The organism is Planctomycetota bacterium (assembly GCA_018242585.1).
Lineage (GTDB): Bacteria > Planctomycetota > Planctomycetia > Pirellulales > PNKZ01 > JAFEBQ01.
Genome location: JAFEBQ010000029.1, coordinates 27,801 through 47,531 on the forward strand (window position 1 = coordinate 27,801; position 19,731 = coordinate 47,531).

Below are 19,731 nucleotides of genomic sequence, written 5' to 3' on the forward strand. Positions count from 1 at the left end.
CCCGGCAGAGGCTTTGATGTCAGCCAGTTCTTTCGCACCACGAGCAACGAGCCGGCCGCTGGGACTGCGGATGCGGCCTGATCTGGTCACGCGGCCGCTCGAATTTGCGCGGCGCAAGCACTGGACCGTCAAAGACCCGTTAGCGCTGCGTTACTATCAGCTTCGCGACGAAGAATATCAGATTCTCAATTGGCTCGACGGGTCGGCGAGCTTGGACGACATTTGTCGGCGCTTTGAAGAGCAATACGCTCCATGCCGCCTGACGGTTCCTCAGCTCCAAGCATTTCTCGGCTCGCTCCATGCGCAAGGTCTGATCATCAGCCAGGCCAGTGCGCAAGGGGACGTGTTGCTCGAAAGCCATCAGCGGCGACGCCGACAAGATTGGTTGCAGCGTTTGTCGTCTCCGTTGGTGATTCGCTTCCGGGGGCTCGATCCCGAGCCGCTCCTCGCTTGGCTATATCCGAAGTGCCGCTGGATGTTCTCGCGCGGCTTCGCGGTGGCGTCGATCTTGTTGGTGGGCGTGGCGGCGCTGCTCACCGCCCTGCGATTTGACTCGTTTGTCGCGCGCATTGGCGATTTGAATGCATTTCTGACGCCTGGCAACCTGCCCTGGCTGGCGGCGGCGGTCATCGTTTCCAAGGTGCTCCATGAACTGGCCCATGCCCTGGTCTGTCGACATTTCGGCGGCGAGTGTCATGAATTGGGCGCGATGTGCTTCGTCTTTACTCCGTGCCTGTATTGCGATGTGTCCGACGCCTGGATGCTGCCCGGCAAGTGGCCGCGCGCGGCGATCGGCGCTGCGGGCATTTTTCTTGAGGTGCTGCTGGCCGCGATTTGCGCGTTGCTGTGGTGGTCGAGCGAGCCGGGCCTGCTGAATACGCTGTGTCTGAATCTCGTCGTCGTCTGCTCGGTGGGAACGCTGTTCTTGAACGGCAATCCCTTGATGCGGTACGACGGTTACTACGTGCTCGCCGATCTGATTGAATTGCCAAACCTTGCCGATCAGGCTCACGCTGTACTCAGGCAAAACCTGGCCCGCTGGTTCCTAGGCGTGGAACTGGTCGCCGACCGGGCCTTGCCCGAGCGTGGGCGCGGCTGGCTGATGGGCTACGCCATCCTGGCGACGGGCTATCGTTGGTTCGTGGTGCTGGCGGCATTGTGGCTGCTGCGCAGGGCCGCCGATCCGTATGGGCTGGCGGTGATCGTCGATAGTCTTGGCTCGTTTGTCGTTGGAATCATGTTGTGCGTCCCGATGTGGCGTGCTTGGCGCTTTGCCAGCAATCCGACGAGAAACGTCGAAGTCAACGGCCCGATGGCCATGCTGCGTGGCGGTGGTTTAGCGCTGTTGCTGGCGGGAATCTTGCTGCTGCCGCTGCCGCGCACCGTCGAAGGGCCGGCGGTCATGGAAGCCAAAGACGCGCGCCGCGTTTACGCCTTGGTGGATGGCAAGGTGAGCGAGCATGTCTTGGAGGGGGCCATCGTCAAGCCGGGCGACGCCCTAGCCCGCACCGAAAACTTGGAGCTGCGTCGGCAAGTTGCCCAATTGGAAGGGGAATGCCGTGTCCAGCGGTTGCGACTGGCGCACTTGCGCAGTCAGGCGATCCAAGATCCAACTGCGGCCGATGCCATTCCCGTGGCCGAGAAAGTGCTCGAAGAACTTGACGAGCGCCTGCGCTTGCGGCTGCTGGACGAACAGCGGTTGCTGCTCTCGGCCCCCGTCGCCGGCGTGGTCATGCCCCAGCCTGGGCCAGCGCGCGGCTTGCCGAGGGAAGAATTGCCGGCGCACGCTGGCACTCCCTTGGACGAGCAAAACACCGGCATGTGGTTGAAGACCGGCGATTTGTTCTGTCTGGTCGGAGATCCACAACGCCTGCAGGCGACGGTGGCGATTGAACAGAGTCAGATCGAGTTCATGCGAGTTGGCCAGCGCGTGAAGCTTCGCCTGGACGAATTCCCGGGCGAGTTTCTGGAAGGGACGATCAGCGAGCTGGCCGAGGTCGAGCTGCGCGTCGCTCCGCGCGAGCTTGCCGCCGGAGGTGAGTTGCCGACTCGCGTTGACTCCCAAGGCATGCACCGCCCCTTGGAGACACATTACCAGGCCCGCGTGTCGCTCGACGAATCTCCCCATCGTGCGCGACTCGGCGCGACGGGCTGGACCAAGATCTCGGTCGACAAGCAGCCGCTCATCAGCCGGCTGTGGCGATTCCTGACCAGCACCTTCCGCTTCATTCGGTAGCCGCAGGCGATTACGGCGGCACAAAGAAGACAATGCCCGTGACCGTGGCGGTTTCGAACAACAAGCCCCGGACGCTGATGGGCAGTCGCTCGCGCTGATAGGGGACGCGGCTGCCAGGCCGGTAGTAGCCCAACGTGTACACACACTCGCGCCGCGGCTGCGCTCCGACCTTGTAAGGCAACAAGGGGATGGTCAGGAAGAAATGCGCCGCCGAGATGCCCGGCTGCAGCACTCCCGCCGTGTAGCCATAGCGTTCGACATTGACCTGTTCGAAGTAGACCGGCCGATGACAAACTCCGGGAGGTTCCCAGGTAAACACGGTGTTATTCCAGCCGCGAGTCAAGCGGCCATATTCTGGCTGGCCGAGGATGGCGGCGGCGGCGTTGGGGGGCAACTCGCCCGCGGTGGGCCGGATATCGATCGACAAATCCTGGCTGGGTATCAACGCCCAACTCGGCTTGAGGGGGAGTGAACTTTCGGTGCGTCCGGTTTTGGGCTGCGCTGCCGCGGGCAATTGGGGCGGAGCTATCGCGGGCACCTGGGCGATGCGGATCGTCGTGCGTGGTTGAACCTCGGCGCTGGCCGCCGGTGGCGTCACGCGGTCGGGAACGCGCAGCACGTGCGGCGGCGTTGCCTTGTGCTCGACGGGGAGCGGTTCGGAGACTTGAAACCTGATCGATGAGGAAGCGTCACCCGCCGGTTCCGCGCCGGCGACGGTGTAGGCCGGCGCCAAGAGGCCGATCGGCGCCCCGAGCAGTCTCGCCAGCGCGAGACTAAGGAGGAGGCGTCGCAGGCGAGATGTCGATGTTGCGGCCATACCGATCAGGCTCGATTCAGACTAATCGTTACATCCGTTGACTAAGGTGGCTATCGATTATTCGGCGGCCTATTAGCAATGTTTTCGTTGGCCTTGGAATAAGCGGTACCGTCGGTTTGGCTGGCAGAACCGGTCACTTGGGCACAACCGGAACGCCGCCAATTCAGCGGTTTAGATGGAGCAAAGATTGACGCCTATAGGGGGAGTAGCGATAATCGAGGATCACCATTTTCTCGCGGTAAAACCGTTGTCATCACGACACTTCAGCGCTAAGCAGGGATGGTTTGGCTGTCGGGAAGGGCCTGAATGCTTCTCCGGGGCTGGATTGACCGACTGTGGGCGAACCACTGCCGTCAGGCGGCTCGTCGGCGTAAAGCTCAGCGCCACCAGGAGCAGCACCCTCCGCTGTTCGTTCGCCAGCTCGAAAAACGCCGCGTGCTGTCCGTCAACGTCCCGGCTGGCCAGGCGTTTTCCGTGGCCGAAAACAGCGCTGCGGGAACCGTGGTCGGGACCGTGGCGGCCACCGACTCGGACGCGGCGTCGCCGCAACTGACGTATAGCATTCTCGATGCGTCGCCGGGCAACGCCTTTCTCATCAATCCGTCGTCCGGCGAAATTGCCGTCACCGACGCCAGCCAGCTCGACTTTGAAACGCATCCTGAGTTTGACCTGACAATTGGCGTTGCCGATCAAAATGGCGCGACGGCCACCACCCAGGTGCAAATCAACCTGACCGACGTGTTTGCGCCGGCCGCCGTTTCGTTCAGCGGCAACGCCACGGTGACGGTGAACAGCGGAAAGCTGGAAGTGGTCCAAGGGGACAACACCCTCTTCAGCCAGCCGCTGGAAGATGTCAGCCACCTAAGAGTCACCGGTTCGAGCGCCAGCGACACGCTGACGGTCGACTTTACGCGCGGCAATCCCGTGCCGGTGGGCGGACTCGACTACGACGGGCTCGGCCAGCCCGACGGCGGGTTGGATACGTTGACGGTCGTGGGGGCGCCCTCGGTGACCTACGACTATCTCAACGCTCACGACGGCGACGTGGTGGTCGACTTCGACGGGACGTCGCGGACCATTAACTATCGCAACTTGGAGCCGCTGACGAACACGGGTACGGCGACCAACATTGTCTTCAATCTGAACAACGGCAACGTGCAGGCGCTTCTCCAAGACGCGGGGGGCGGTCAGTCGCTACTAAGCAGTTTGAACGGCACGTTCGAGTCGACGTTGTTCACCAACCCGACAGGTTCGGTCACGATTAACCTGGGGGGTGGCAACAACTCGCTGCAGGTCGGCGCGCTGTCGGGAACCTTTGGCGTCTCGGTCGTTGGCTCGGGGGGGAATAATTCGCTCACCGTCAGCACGCCCGACCCGGCGCTCACGTCGCCGCAGTTCAACTTTGCCGGATTCAACTTCGACCAAAGCGATACCCCGGACGTGGCCGCCGCCTTGTCGGGCACGCCCACCGGCGGACAAGGGATCGTGATCACGGCCACGCCTGACCCTCCGACCGGTAGTGTGGCGTTTCCGCTGAGTAGCACGGGCTTCAATTCCGCCCTGTCCATCGGCCGACTGCTGAATCCTTCGCTCACATCGGGGACGCTGGCCGTCAATATGCCCTCGGGGAATAATGGGGCCACAGTGCGCGCGGGGATTCAGTTGTCGTGGTCCGCCGGGCGAACGCTGACCAATCAAGCGGGCGATGATTTTGTGATCTATGAATCGTCGTCCAATCCCGGCGGGCCGGACGGCGCGATGGTCCAGGTACACGTTGCCGGCGGTGATTGGACGCAATGGTATTACCAGCCCGATAACTCGCGAGACTTTTACGTCGGTTCGAGCACGGAAGGCGCTTTCGCCGTGGCGTACGATCTATCGACGTTTGGCTTGAGCAACGGCCAGGCGATCGACGGCATCCGCTACGCCAATCTGACGGCGGCCGATCGGATTGCGGGAACCGGCGTCGAGAAGGTTTCGGGCAGCGGCGTGTTGGTTGGTTCCGGCCAGGTGCTGGTCGGCGACAACGGCGCCACGAGCAGCGTGCTGCCCGACCCGGGCCCGCTGGCCAGCTTTGCCTATTATGGCAATGCCACCCTCGATCCCGATCCACTCTATGTGGCGGCGCTGCATCCGTTGGCTTCGGCTGGCGGCATCAACGCTGACGTCGTCACGGTGAATAACACGACCGTGGCGGTCAGCAGCTCCGCCGGGTTGACTCCCACGATCACCTACAGCGGGATCGCGGCGCTCGGAATCAACACCGGATCGGGGCCCGATCAGATCAACGCCACGCTCGGCGGCGCTGGCATCCCGTCGACGATCAGCTTGAACGGCGGCACACCGACCGACTCGGATCAGGTGACGCTGTTCGGCGTGACCGACTGGCAGACGCTTTCGCTCAGCGGCACCACCGTCGCGGACGGGACCACGACGGTTTCCCTGTCGAATGTCGAGTCGCTCACGGTCGATGTCTCGGGCGCTGCGAACGACACGGTGCAAGTCAATCGTAACTTCGCGCTCGCCGGCAACTCGCCCCAGTTGCAAGTGCTCGGCGGCGCGGCGGCACAGCACAACGCGCTGGTGGTGAACACCGGCTACGCGGCGACGTCCGCGGCCAGCCAGACCTTCTCGTTTGCCGGCGTGACATTCGACCAGTCGGCCACGCCCAACGTGTTCTCGGAACTTGGCACCGGCGCACTGACCGGCGGACAGGGAGTCAGCATCCAGACTCGCCCCGCGGTGACCACGGGCGCGATCTCGGGCTTTCCCAGCACCACGACCGGCTACAACCCCGCGCTATCGATTGGCAGTTTGTTCAATCGCGGCGGCACGACCACGACGGCCGTCAATCTGCCCGACATCACCAACAACGGCACCAGCAACCGAGGGGGCTTTGTCGTCAGTTGGGACCAGGGGCGCACTCTGGCCAACGTCGCGGGCAATGACTTTGTCATCTACGAATCGGGCAACGCCAACGCCCCCGACGCGTACATGGTCCAGGTGCATGACCCGAACACCAACACTTGGAGCTCCTGGGTCTATAAGCCTTCCACGTCGTTTGCCACTTATACCAGCGGCGGCGGAGCGTTTGCCACGCAGTTTGATTTGAGCGATTTCGGTATCGCCACGGGGGGCGTGATCGACGCCATCCGGCTGGTGAACATGACCTCGGCCGATCGGATGCAAAGCTCCACCGGCTCGGGCGTGGTGTTGCCGAACGACAATGGCGTGACGAGCAGTTATCTGCCCAATCCTGGCACGTTGGCCAGCTTTACCAGCTATGCGAGCACCACGTTCGATCCGGATCCGTTGTATATCGGCGCGCTGCACGCGGTGGCGGCCACGACCTCGACGGATGACACCGTTTCGCTCGCGCCCACGGCAGTGAACGTGACGAACTTCATCCCGATCTCCTACGGTGGCATCGACTCGCTTACGCTGAACACGGGCAACGGCGCCGATTCAATTCAAGTGCAGCCGAGCGCGACCACCGCTTACACGGTGAACGCCGGCACGCCGAACATCGCCACCAATCCTGGCGATAACGTGGTGTTGAACCTGACCGGCTTGAGCAGTCCCCTCTACACGGTTACCGGCCAGGGGGCCGGCACGCTGTCGTCATTGAGTAGTCGCGCTGATCTGTTCACCGGGGTTGATAGCCTTAGCGGCCTTCCCTCGTTCAACGTCGCCGTGGATGCCACGGCCAATCCTTCGGGGAGTGCTAGCGATACGTTCTTCGCCCAGCGCAACGGGGCGAGCTTGGAATTGACCGTCAACGGTTCGCTCGTCTTTCGTGGCAATGCCGGCTCGATCAGCAACCTGCTGGTCACCGGCTCGTCGCACGACGATACGCTGACGCTCGACTCGACCAGCGGCAATCCGATTCCCGCAGGCAACGTGACGTTCAACGCTGGCTCGGGGACCGATCGTCTGCTGCTGCAAAACGGCAGCGTCGTCTCGGTGGACCACACGTATACCGACGCGCTGGACGGGCAAGTGAATGTCGATGGCTCGCTCGCCGTTTACACCGGCGTCGAGTCGATTACCGACACGCTGTTCGCCGCGAACCGCATCTTTGATTTTCTCGCCACGGCCAACGCGATTGTGCTGGGGGCAAACACGGGCGTCTCGGGGCAATCGCTGATTACCAGCAACAACAGCCCCTCGACCGCGTTCGTAAATCCGACCAGCACGCTGACGCTGAACGCGGGCCCGCAAGATGACTCGGTCACCTTACAACAGACCGACGCGGCGTATCAGGCGACCACCACGCTGAACGGCCAGGGTGGCAACGACACGTTTTTGATCTCGAGCAATGGGCTCTCGTCGGGCGGCACGGTGAGCTTTGTCACCTTTCCGATCTACGTGAACGGCGGAGGCCAGGACGGCGACACGCTGACGGTGGATGACTCGGGGGACGGCACGGGGCGCACCTTCTCGATCAGCGACACGACCATCGGCGGTTCCCCCGTTCCGGCCGGCGCTGCCGTGGACAATGCCGGGGCCGCCTCGCCCGTGATCGACGGGAGCATTGGGCCAATCGAGTGGAACAGCGTGCCGATTGCGTTCGACACCGGCGCGCGTCCCGCCTCGAACCAGCAGACCGAGCTGCTCTATACCTTCTCGGAAGGGTCCGGCACGACCACGGCCGATACCAGCGGCAACGGCAACACGGGCTTGCTGGCGACGCCCCCGGGGCCGATCTTCGAGCCGAACGCGGGCAAGTTCGGCGGCGCGTTGTTGTTCAATGGCACCAGCGACTTTGCCTGGTTTCAGGATCCCAGCTTCAATGTCGGCGCGCAGGGGACGCTCAGCTTTTGGACGCTGATGCAAGACGCCACGCGGCGCAACACGTTCTTCCGCGCACCCGGCGCGATGGAGTTCCAGTACCGGCAGAACACCAGCGGCGAGTTCTACGCCTCGCCGAACAACAGCCTCGATACCGCCATCCAGAATACCGGCGCGGCATCCCTGCAAGGAGCGTGGACCAACCTGCAGTTCACCTGGCAGCAAACCAGCGCCAACAGCGGCGTGATGCACATCTTCGTCAACGGCGCGGAGGTGGCGCCGTACCTGGTCGGGTTCGATTCGACGATCACCAGTTGGACCACCGTCGTCAATACGACCATCGTCAACATGTACATGGGGCGCGATCCGACCGATTCGACGCGCTACTTCAAAGGTCTGATGGACGACGTCGCCTGGTTCAACAAGGCGCTGACTTCGACGGAACTGCAAGAGATCGAAGGGGCCGGCGGCAGCGTCAGCCGCTCGGTCGGCGACGCGCAAGCGCAGTTTGGCGGCGCGCTCAATTCGGTGAGCAACGGCGGCAACCTGATCGCGTATTGGAACCTGGACAATCCGGCCGGCACCACGGTCGTGGCGGGCAACGGCGGCACGTCGATCACCCTCTACACGTCGGGCTTGGCGCAATTTCAACCGTCGTCGGGCAAGTTTGGCGGCGCGCTGACATTCGACGGCGGTTCCAGCTACGCCACCTTCCAGATGCCTAGCGACAGCAGCCTGGAATTCGGCAACACCGGGACGATCAGCTTTTGGACCTTCATGACCGACGGCACGAACCGCAACGAGTTCTTGGAAGGGCCAGGCACGTCGGCTTTCGAGCTGCAGTATCGCCCCAACAGCAACGGTCAGTTCTACGGCCGGATCAACACGTCGGGGGGCGACTTTGTCATCGACAACGGCCCCGACCGCGGCGCCATCGGCCAGTGGGTCAACATGACCTACACCTGGGACTTCACCAGCAAGACGATGCGCATCTACAAGAATGGCGCCGAACAAAGCTACCTGAGCGGCTTCGACCAGAACATTGCCGGCTGGAACAGTGTCATCAGCACGATTAACGGCTTGTTCACCATTGGCAAGGATCCGGCCGTCGCGGGGCGCAATCTGGCGGGCAAGCTCGACGATCTGGCCATCTTCAACACCGTGCTCAGCGCTGGTGAAAGAAGCCAGTTGCTCTCGGCCAGCGTGGGGACGGTGCAAGCTTCATCGCATGGCGATTTCGATCCGGTGGGAACTGGCACTGGCCACCTGGTGGCCTACTGGAACTTTGACAACGCGGTTGGCACGACCACGGTGGCTGGCAACGGCGGCACGTCCGTCGCGCTGCTGATTGGCAACGCGCCCACGCCGGTCACGTTTAACGTCGGCGGCGGGCCGACGCTTTCGGGCACGGGCCAGACGCTGAACTCGGTTGTGTTCGACGGCGCGCAAAGCTACCTGCGCGCGAGCGATAGCTCTTCATTGGAGTTCGACAAGACCCAGGGGTCGATCACCCTGTGGGTCAATCCCGCGACCCACGCGGTCGACAACTCGGCCAACGGCTTCTCGTACCTGGTCGAAGACTCGAACGAGCAGTTGAGCCTGGGCATTTCTTGGCAGAACAACGCCGGCGCCAGCTTTGGCAACGCCGACTTCTACGATCGGCTTGTCTTCTCGCCGTGGGAGAAGACGACCACTGGCAATCAAGACATCATCGTCAGCAACACTCGGCTGCCGTTCAACCAGTGGACCCAGGTCACGGTCACCTGGAACTACACCACGCACACCAGCGTGATCTACATCAACGGCCAGGCCGACGGCACGGTGCTCAATAACACGTCCAGCTCGACGAACTGGTCACAAGCGGCGGGCAAGACGGGAGATTGGGTCTTTGGCCGCGACGGCAAGACCTCGGCACAGTATTTCAATGGCCAGCTTGCCGATATCGCGGTCTTTGGCTCGGCCCTCCGCGCCAGCGACGTAAGCACCATGTACCAGAACGGGGCCGCCAACGCGGGTGGCTATGACCTGGACGGCGCGATCGGCCGCTTTGCCTGGGACGATACCAACCTGTACGGGCTGATTCAGTCCTATGCCGCGGGGCCGGGGACAGCCAACGGCCCCTTCAGCCGCGTGATGATCGACATCTATTTGAACAACGGCGCGACGCCGGTCGTGCAGCTCGATTCGGCGGTCGTCTCGCCGGCCAACAATGTGACCGGCTCGTTCCTGAGCCCCAATGGCGCGAGCAACTCGCTGTACGAATTCTCGATTCCGCTGGCCGCCATCGTTGACGCCGGACATACGTTCAATCCCAGCGCCGGCGATTACCTGCAATACCATATTCGATTGATCGACGCCGACGTACCCGGCAGCGGCTTCGATACGGGGTTGACCACGCTGGGCTGGCTGACGCAGCCGCCGTCGGGGACCGGCACGCTGAAGCTGATGCCGTTCGCGCGCGCCGAGAATTTCTTTGGCGGCGGCAACCTGACGTACGCCGGTTTGGGCGTGTTGACGGTGAACGCGGGGCAGGGGGCCGACACGATCTCGATTGTCGATTCGAATCTGCCCGCGCCGGTGACGAATCCGACCCGGTCCTTCACCCTCAACGCCGACGGGGGCAACGACAACATCACCATCGCTTCGATTAGTCCCGCCTTCAAGGCGGCGATGACCATCGACGGCGGCGCGGGAACCGACGCGGTGACGGTCAACGCGGCCTTGGCGCTTGGCTCGACCAAATCAACGGGTAATCTGTCGATCACGGCCGAGCAGATTACGCTCAATCAATCCATTGTCACCACGGCCGGCACCGTCGGCGCGGTGACGTTGAACGTCGGTACGCACATGGACATCGCGGCGGCCGCGGACATCACTGCCGGCGGCGACGTGCTGCAAGCCGGCGGTTCGGTCTCGACGGCCGGCGATGTGACCGCCGCGGGGCATACGATCACGTTCCAAGGGCCTGTCACGCTGACGGGCAACGTCGTCGATACGGCGACCGCCGCCAAGTTCCTGGGTCAGGTCATCGGAGGCGGCAAGAGTCTGACGGTCACCGGCGATGCCGTGTTTGGTGACGAGGCGGCCGATACGGTCACCGGGTTGTCGACGCTGGCAGTGTCGGGCGCGACGACAATCAATACCACCAACGTCACCAGCACCGGCACTCAGACCTACACCGGCCAGACGACGCTGGGCAGCGACGCCACGCTGACCGCTTCGTACGCGACGTTCCTCGACAAGATACTGGGAGCGAGCCACAGTCTGGCCATCGTTGGCAATGCCGTGTTCGGCGACGCGGCGGCCGACACGGTGACCGGCCTGACGACGCTTTCGGTGTCGGTTGCCGCGGCGATCAACACCAGCACCATCACCACCGCCAGCACGCAGACGTACGGCGGCGCCGTGACGCTGGGCACGAATGTCACATTGAATACGACCGACAGCGCCGTGGCGCTGAACAGCACGGTGGACAACGCGACCGCCACGGCGCGCGATTTGACGATCAATGCCGGCAGCGGCAATGTCACGGTCAGTAACGCGATTGGCGCTGGCCTGAACGGCGCGATCGGCGCGATTATCGTCAACAGCACGGGCACGACGACCTACGGCGCTAGTGTCCACGCCGCCAGCGTGTTTTCCAACGCCGGTGGCACGACCGCGCTGAATGGCGGCAGCGTGGCCACCAGTGGCGACCAGACTTACAACGACGCCGTCACGCTGAACGCCGCCGCGAATAGCACGCTGTTGATGGGCGTGAATGTTTCGTTCGCCTCGACCGTTCGCGGCACGACGGATGGCGAGGAGAACCTCGCGGTCAGCGGTTCGGGGCTGACCACGTTCTCGGGCGCGGTCGGTGATAACACTCAGCGGCTGGCCAGTCTGACGGTAAACAACGGCGGAACGACGGCCATCAATGGCGGCTCGGTCACCACCACCGGCAATCAGACGTACACGGACCCGGTGACGCTGGCGGCGGCCGGCCACGCCACGACGTTCGCCGGAGCTGATATTAGCTTTGCCGGCACGCTACGCGGCACGACCGACGCGCTGGATAGCGCCACCGTGAACGCGACGGGGCTGGCCACGTTTTCCGGAGCGGTGGGCGACAACAGCCAGCGGCTGCAAACGCTCACGGTCAGCGCCGGCACGACGGCAACCTTGGGGGGCGCAACGACGCTTGCCGCGGTCTCGGGCACGGCCTTGAATGTTTCGGCTGGCGACCTGGCCGTGAACGCCGCCGTCAATACCGCCGGCGGCGCTATCACGATTAACGCCGATGACATGCAGCTCGATACCACCAACGGCTCGTTGAACACCACGCCGGTGGGCATTGTCACCGTGCGCAACGAGTCGAGCTTGCAGCCGATTGATTTGGGGAGCAACACGTCAGGGAAGCTGGGCATTACGAGCGCCGAACTCAATCGCATCTTCACCGGCACGCTCCGCATCGGCGGTTCGACTGCGGGGGATATCACGATCAGCGCGCCGATCGCGCCGGCGGGGACGAGCGTGCTGCACCTGATCACCAGCCGAGGCATCAGCGGCACGGGCACGATTCAAGAAACCAATCTGGCCATCGAAGCGGCGAATAGCGTCACCCTGACGCAAAGCAACGACGTCGACACGTTGGCGGCGCAGCTTTCTGGGAGCGGTAGCTCGCTAGGGTTCAAGGACAGCAACGACCTGGCGATCGGCGCGGTCGACGGTGTGACGGGCGTGCAAACCAATGCCGGCAACGTGTCGTTGGTGACGGGGGGGCCGCTGACGATTGGCGACCCCATCAACCTGGACGCCGCCAACCTGACGTTGAACTCCGCGGGCGCCGTCACTCAGGGGGCGGGGGACAATATCCGTGCCACCGGCTTGGAACTGCTTGGCACTGGTAACTTCACGCTGACCGATGCCGCGAACGATGTTACCAATCTGGCCGCCAACGTGACGGGGCCCGTCAATTATCGCGATGCCAACGCGCTGGCCGTCGGCACCGTGAACACGGCTGGCGTCACCTCGGCGGGCAATGTCACGCTGCGCGCGACGAATGCGTTGACGCTCGATCAGCCGATTGACGCGACAGCCGCCAACTCGGTTGTCGATCTTACGTCCGACAACGGTGGCATCGTGGACGGCGGCGGAAGCAACTCCAAGGTGATCGCCACGCAATTGGCGCTGCGTGCCGCGACGGGCATCGGCGACAGCGACGCACTCGACACCAATGTGCAGCAAATAGCCGCCAGCAACTCCACCTCTGGCGCGATTCAGCTCGCGAATCACGGCACTGACCTGACCGTCGGCACGGTGGACGGTGTAGCGGGGATCACGAATGCCTCGAGCGGCGGGATCATCGTCAGCAACGACGGCGACCTTGACGTGGTGCAAAGCATCCTGGAGTCGGGTGGCGGAGGGATCGCGCTCACCACGAATGCCGACGATTTGATCGTTGCGGCGCAGTTGGCGGCGACGGGCGGAAACGGCAGCATCTCGATGACCGCGGCTCGCGACCTGTACCTTTTCGACAGCGGCGCTGCCGATGACGTCTCGGTGGTGGGCACAGGCACGATCACCGGTTCGGCAGGGGACCAGGTGGTCTTCGGGTCGAACGTGCGCGTGCGTAGTGCGACGGGCGCCATCGAGGACGTTCCTCCGCAATTAAGTAATCTATCGGGACCGGAAGTCACGTCGCTGGGCGAATCGAGCGTGACGTTCGACTATGGGCGCGCGGGCGAGTCGAACTTCACGGCCGTCGTCAATTGGTCGGATGGAACGCTGGATGTGTTTAACCTGTTGAACCCCGGCACGTTCACCGCCAACCACATCTACACCGCCAATCCGAACACGTCGAACTCCGCCTCGCCAATCGTCATCAATGTCACGCTGCAAGGCGACAATCGGATCAATTTCATCAATCACGTGTTGAGCCAGGATTCGGTCACGGTCACGGTTCCCGGCGAAGGGCTGAAGCCCGTGCGCATCGACACGACCCCTCAAATTGCTCATCTCACGTTTCCCGTCGCGATTCGGCTTGTGACGGTGCAAGATGCAATCGTCCCGCCGATTGCCGAGACGCGTGTGCTGCAATTGGCGGTCACGGTGGTTGAGACGAACCAGGTAACTGAACGAATCGTCATCTTAAAGCTGGTGCTCCCCAATGGCGAGGAAGGCGAGAACGTCCAATTGGGTGAGAAGGTGCTCGATGACTTGAACCTGCTCTTCAAGGAGTTGCCCGACGGGCACTACGAGGTTTACCTGTTTGAAGGCGACTCGCAGTCGATGCGAAAGGTGATGGAAATCAAGGTCCGTGGCGGCCGAGCCGGCGAATCGTCCGATCAATTGGAAGGCATCCGCGACCGTCCGCCCAGCGCCCAGTGGTCGCCGGAAAGACAGCCGGCCGCGCGGGACGATTCGCGCCTCGCCCTGGCTGTTGAAGGCGAACCCGGGGCCGTTGGCCCAGCGCTGGTCGAGCAGTCGGCGGCGCTACACGGCGGTTCAGCCCCCGCCGAAGATATCGAAGGCCTTGCCGTTGGCAGCATGTCCGCCTCGTCAACCGCGGCGGCATTGATGTTGTCGGGCGGGGCCGCCATCTTTGCCGGCGCCCCTGGTTGGGAACAGCGAGTCGACAAGGCGATGGAGCGATTCAAGGCTTACTCCCCCTGGCGCGCTCGAAATCGTGGTCGTCGCAAACCCAAGTAACCTCAGCAGACTGATCGATCATGCCGACTTGCCCTCATTGCAAAGCAGAAGTGCCTGAAGCCGACCAGTCGGCTCGGCGCTGCGCCGTGTGTGGCAAGTCGTTGCCGCCCCGCCTGACCGATACCGATCATCGTTCGCCCGCGGCTACCGTCGAGTTTGACTCCGCCGCCCTGTCCGACCCAAACGCCCGCGCCGCTGAGCCGAAAGCGTCCCATGACGCTGACGGCGGCGCGCCCGATCCGCGGCTGATGAAGACGACGGACTCCACGCCCCTGTCTGGAACACCTGCCACTCCAGATGCCGGCGGCTCGGGGAGTTTCACGGGAATCAATCTTGACGCGACCTGTGATTCGAGCGAGATCGAGAAGGCCGGCGATTTTCTGACCGACTCCGATCCACGGCTGATGAAGACCACGGATTCCACGCCCCTGTCGGGGATCCCTGCCGGCCCGGATGGCGGCGGCTCGGGAAGTTTCACCGGGATCAATCTCGACGCGACTTGCGACTCGAACGAGATTTCCAAGGGGGACTTTCTCGGCGGTTCCGATCCGCGCGTGATGCAAACCACCGACTCGACGCCGCTGCCCGACAAGCCTGTCGGTCACGATACCGGCGGCGTCGGCAGCTTCACGGGGATCAATCTCGACGCGACCTGCGATTCGGATCAATTGTCCTCTGACTTTGCCCGCGACTTGCGCGCGGGGGGCGGCAATGACGAGTCCTTCAACTTCGAGGCGCGGTTATCGAACGTCTGGGGAGACAAGCTCTCGACCCCGCAAGCTCCCCACGTATCGCTCAAAGTCGACGACTCGGCCAAAGGCAAGCCGACCGAAAGTTTGGTCATCAAGCCGCGCAGCATGCGCGACCTGAAATCCAACTCGCTGGTGGCGGCCGAATACGAACTGCTGGAGGTGCTGGGTGAAGGGGGCATGGGGGTGGTCTATTCCGCCCGCCAGGCGTCGGTCGACCGCACCGTGGCGCTGAAGATGCTCAAGCCCCACATGGCGCGCAATCAGGAACAGCGGCAGAAGTTCCTTTCGGAAGCGGTGGTGACCGGGGACCTCGACCATCCCAACATCGTGCCGATGTACGATCTGGGGACCAACGACGCCGGCGCGCTGTTTTACGCCATGAAGCGGGTCGAAGGGACGCCTTGGCTGAAGACGATTCGCAAGAAGACCGTCACTGAGAACATCGATATTCTGCTCAAGGTGGCCGACGCCGTCGCCTTTGCCCACTCGCGCGGGGTGATCCATCGTGATCTCAAGCCCGAGAACGTGATGCTGGGCGAATTCGGCGAAGTGTTGGTCATGGACTGGGGCCTGGCGTATTCATCGGCGTCGTTCCGGAAATCGGCGAGCATCACGCAATCGCACAGCATGGGGGGCACGCCGTCCTACATGGCGCCGGAAATGGCCTTGGGACCGATCGAACGGATCACCATGGCCAGCGACATCTATTTGCTCGGGGCCATTCTTTACGAGATCGTCACGGGCAAACCGCCGCACACCGGCACCAACGTGTCGCAGTGTTTGTTTGCCGTCGCTCGCAATGAAATCCAGCCGACGGACAAGAGCGGCGAGCTCGTGGACATCGCTCTGCACGCCATGGCCACGAACCAGGAAGACCGCCATGCCTCGGTGCGCGATTTCCAAGCGGCGATCCGTGGCTACCTGGCGCATTCCGAAAGCATTGCTCTGTCCACTCGCGCCGAAGAAGAATTGGCCAACGCCGACCAATCGGGCGAGTATCCGGAGTTTGCGCGATCCTTGTTCGGGCTCGAAGAGGCTTTGTCGCTCTGGGATGGCAACGCGCGCGCCCGAGATTGTCTGTCGATCGCCCGGTTGAAATACGCCACCTGCGCGCTGGGCAAAGGCGACTTCGACCTGGCGGCGGGATTGCTGGTGGACAGCGACCCCGCCCACTCGGCGTTGGCTCAACAGATCGCGGCGGCGCGGAGCGAACGTGACGCGCGCCAGCACCGCTTGAAAAGCGTCAAGCGCGTGGCGGCGGGGCTAGTGGCGGCGATCGTCTTGGTCGTCACCGTGGCGTTCTTTGGCATTCGTATTCAGCGCGACCGCGCCCGGTTGGCCGAGGAGCAAGCCAAGACCGAGCGCGACAAGGCGCTATCGGCCGAGGAGAAAGCCCGCATTCAGCGTGACCGCGCGCTGGCCGCCGAAGAACAGGCCCGTGCCGAGCGCGATCGCGCGGAGCAAGCGAAAGAAGCGGAGATCTACCAGGCCTATCTGGCGCGCATCGGACTGGCCTCGGCCAAGATCGACGAGAACGCTTTCGAGGGGGCCACCTCGTTGCTCGATGAATGCCCGCCGGCACTCCGGCACTGGGAATGGGGTCGCCTGCGCTATCTCTGTTCGCAAAGCATGCTGTCGCTCGACGCGGCGGCACCGGTCAGTTCCGTGGCGTTCGACGCCGCCGGCGGTCGCTGCGCCAGCGCCGGCTGGGACGGCCAGGTGCGCGTGTGGAACCTTCCCGCGGGGACATCCCAGCGGGTGATTCCCTATGGGGGGATGTACGTCCACGGGGTCGCCTTTTCGCCCGATGGCAAGAGCCTGGCGGCGGGAGGAAACGACAAGCGGGGCTACATCAAGCTGTGGGCGGCCGATACCGGCAAATTGATCAGAACCTTCGAGGGACACACCGACTCGGTCTTGTCGCTCGTCTTCTCTCGCCGCGGCGAACGGTTGCTGTCAACCTCGTACGATGGCACCGCCAGACTTTGGGACACGGCCAGCGGCCAATTGATCTGCACGCTGGGCGGCCATAGCTGGTGGGTTTGGTCAGCCGCCTTTTCGCACAACGAGGCGGAAATCATCACCGCCAGCCAGGACGGCACGGCCATTGTCTGGTCGATTGCCGACGAGATCGGGATTCAAGCCGGCAGCACATCGGCGCGCCGGCCGCCACGAACCGTTCGCAACCACGCGGGGGCGGTGTACGCGGTTGCCGTTTCGTCCGACGGCGTGCGCGTTGCCACTGGCGGTTACGACAAGCGCGCTCTGCTCTGGAAAGCGGGCGATGTGCAGCCGTTCCGCCTCAGCGCGGTCCTCTCGGCCAAACAGGCCGCGCTCTCCATCACCGAGTTGAAGGCGCACACGGCCGCAGTTCACGCCCTTTCTTTCTCGCCCGACGGCCGACGGCTGGCCACCGGCGGCTTGGACAACGCCATCAATATTTGGGACGTCGCGGCCGGCAAGCTGCTAAAATCGCTGCGTGGCCACGCCGGCCAGGTTCGCAGTTGCTGTTTTTCGCCCGATGGCAAATATGTTCTTTCCGGCGGCCACGATGGGCAAGTCAAGCTCTGGGACGTCGACAAGTACGAAGAGGTCCGCGTCATCGGGCAACGTGTGTTGCGTGGGCATGCCGACGCGGTCCTCTGTGCCAGTTTCTCGCCCGATGGCCAGCAAGTCGTCACCGCCAGCCGCGATCGAACCGCCAAGATTTGGAACGCTCGGACGGGCGAAGAAGACAAGACCTTTGAAGAAGGGCACACGTTCCTGGCCTCGACGGTACTGTTCTTCCCCGACGGCAAGAAGTTGCTTACCGCCGCGGTCGATGGCACGACCTTGGTTTGGGACACCGCTTCGGGTACGCAACTGTTGCGACTGAACGACACGGGCCGCAGCGCCGCGGCGGCGCTGTCGTTCGACGCGCGAACGATTCTCACCGGCGGTTCCGATAAGACCGCCAAGCTATGGGATGCGGCCAACGGCGCGCTGGTGCGCAAGCTGCCAGCGCATCGCACCGAGATCACGGCCGTAGCCCTGTCGCGCGACGGTCGCTGGCTGTTCACGGGCGAGTCGAGCGGTCGCTGCAATGTCTGGCGCGCCGACTCGGGTGAACTAGCCTGGTCCCTGCTGCGTCATTCACGCAAGATTACCGCGGCGGCCTTCTCGCCCGAGGGGAGCCGGCTACTGACGGCGAGCCTGGACAACACGATTGGCCAATGGGATGTCGCGGCGGGACAAGAACTGACCGCGCTCGTGCTCAAGCATCCCAAGGCCGTTACGTCGCTGGCCATGTTGCCAGGAGGCAAAGTTCTGTCGGCCTGCGAAGACAATCTGGTGCGCCGCTGGGATGTCGAAACGGCGAAGGAGGTCGACACGCTCAGCTTTGCCGGTGGCGCGATCAGCTTTGTGACCGCTTCGCCCGATGGTCGGCGCGTGTTGGCGGTAAGCGCCGCGGATCGAGCGGTCCATCTCTGGGACAACGAGGCCCAGCGCGAGATCTTTGCGGCGGCTGGCAAACAGTCGGGTCGTCCCTTGTTGAATCTGGCCGAATCGGGGGGCTCGGCTTGGGCGGCGGCCATTTCGCCCGACGGCAAAAAACTGGCTACAGTCGGCGGTAGTGAGGCCCGGCTGTGGAACGCCGCCAGCGGGCTGTTGGAGGAAACATTCCATCGACATGGCGCGGTGGCCAGCGCGCATTTCTCGACCGACGGCAAGCGGATCGTCACGGGAAGCTGGGACAACTCGGCCAAGATTTGGAATGTGGCGACCGGGCTTGCCGAATTGAAACTCACCGGCCAGCACGTCGGCTACGTCAATAGCGCCGTGTTCGACCGCCGCGATCGTTGGGTGCTGACGGCTAGCGACGACAAGACCGCCTGGCTGTGGGATGCGACCACTGGCAAGGCCATTCGTTCCTTTACCGGCCACACCGATCGCGTCACACGCGCGGCGTTTGCGCCAGACGGCAAGACGGTCGTCACCGCCTCGGCCGACAAGACCTGTCGTATTTGGGACACTTCGACGGGGCGCGAACTCCGCCAACTGACGGGACACACGTGGGGCGTGCTGTGGGCCGAATACAGCGCCGACGGCACGCGCATCATCACCTCCGCGGCCGACAATCAGGCCAAAATCTGGGACGCCACGAGCGGTCGCGAGTTGATCACGCTGGCAGGCCACACGTCGGGCGTGAACGCCGCGACGCTTTCCGCCGACGGCAAGCGAGCACTGACGGCCAGCCAAGACAACACGGTCAAGCTTTGGGACACGCGAACCGGCAAGGAAATCCTCTCGCTCAAGGAACACAGCCAGGAGGTCACGAGCGTTTGTTTCTCGCCGGATGGTCATGCCGCCCTGTCGGCTAGTCGTGACGGCACCGTGATTATTTGGCCGGCAATCGAATGGAGGGAAATGCAGGCCGAAGAGAAAAGGTGAACTGCGTCGACGGC

4 protein-coding genes are annotated in these 19,731 nt (G+C 63.4%); 3 read left to right on the forward strand and 1 reads right to left on the reverse strand.

Annotated features, from left to right (window positions below; genetic code table 11):
• Positions 1-16 precede the first annotated feature (16 nt).
• Positions 17-2,236, forward strand: coding sequence for an HlyD family efflux transporter periplasmic adaptor subunit (locus JSS27_14885; GenBank protein MBS0210228.1), 2,220 nt, complete (start codon positions 17-19; stop codon positions 2,234-2,236).
• 10 nt (positions 2,237-2,246) lie between these two features.
• Here JSS27_14885 and JSS27_14890 read toward each other — a convergent pair whose 3' ends face one another.
• Positions 2,247-2,969: a hypothetical protein gene (locus JSS27_14890; protein MBS0210229.1), complete on the reverse strand. Its 723-nt coding sequence runs from the start codon at positions 2,967-2,969 to the stop codon at positions 2,247-2,249.
• A 390-nt stretch (positions 2,970-3,359) separates the two neighbouring features.
• On the opposite strand from JSS27_14890, the gene JSS27_14895 reads away from it, so the two are divergent.
• Positions 3,360-14,534 (forward strand): cadherin domain-containing protein, encoded by an 11,175-nt coding sequence (locus JSS27_14895; protein ID MBS0210230.1) that lies wholly within the window; start codon positions 3,360-3,362, stop codon positions 14,532-14,534.
• 20 nt (positions 14,535-14,554) lie between these two features.
• Entirely contained in the window at positions 14,555-19,717 is a 5,163-nt protein-coding gene (locus JSS27_14900) for a protein kinase (GenBank protein ID MBS0210231.1), read from the forward strand.
• Positions 19,718-19,731: the final 14 nt, after the last annotated feature.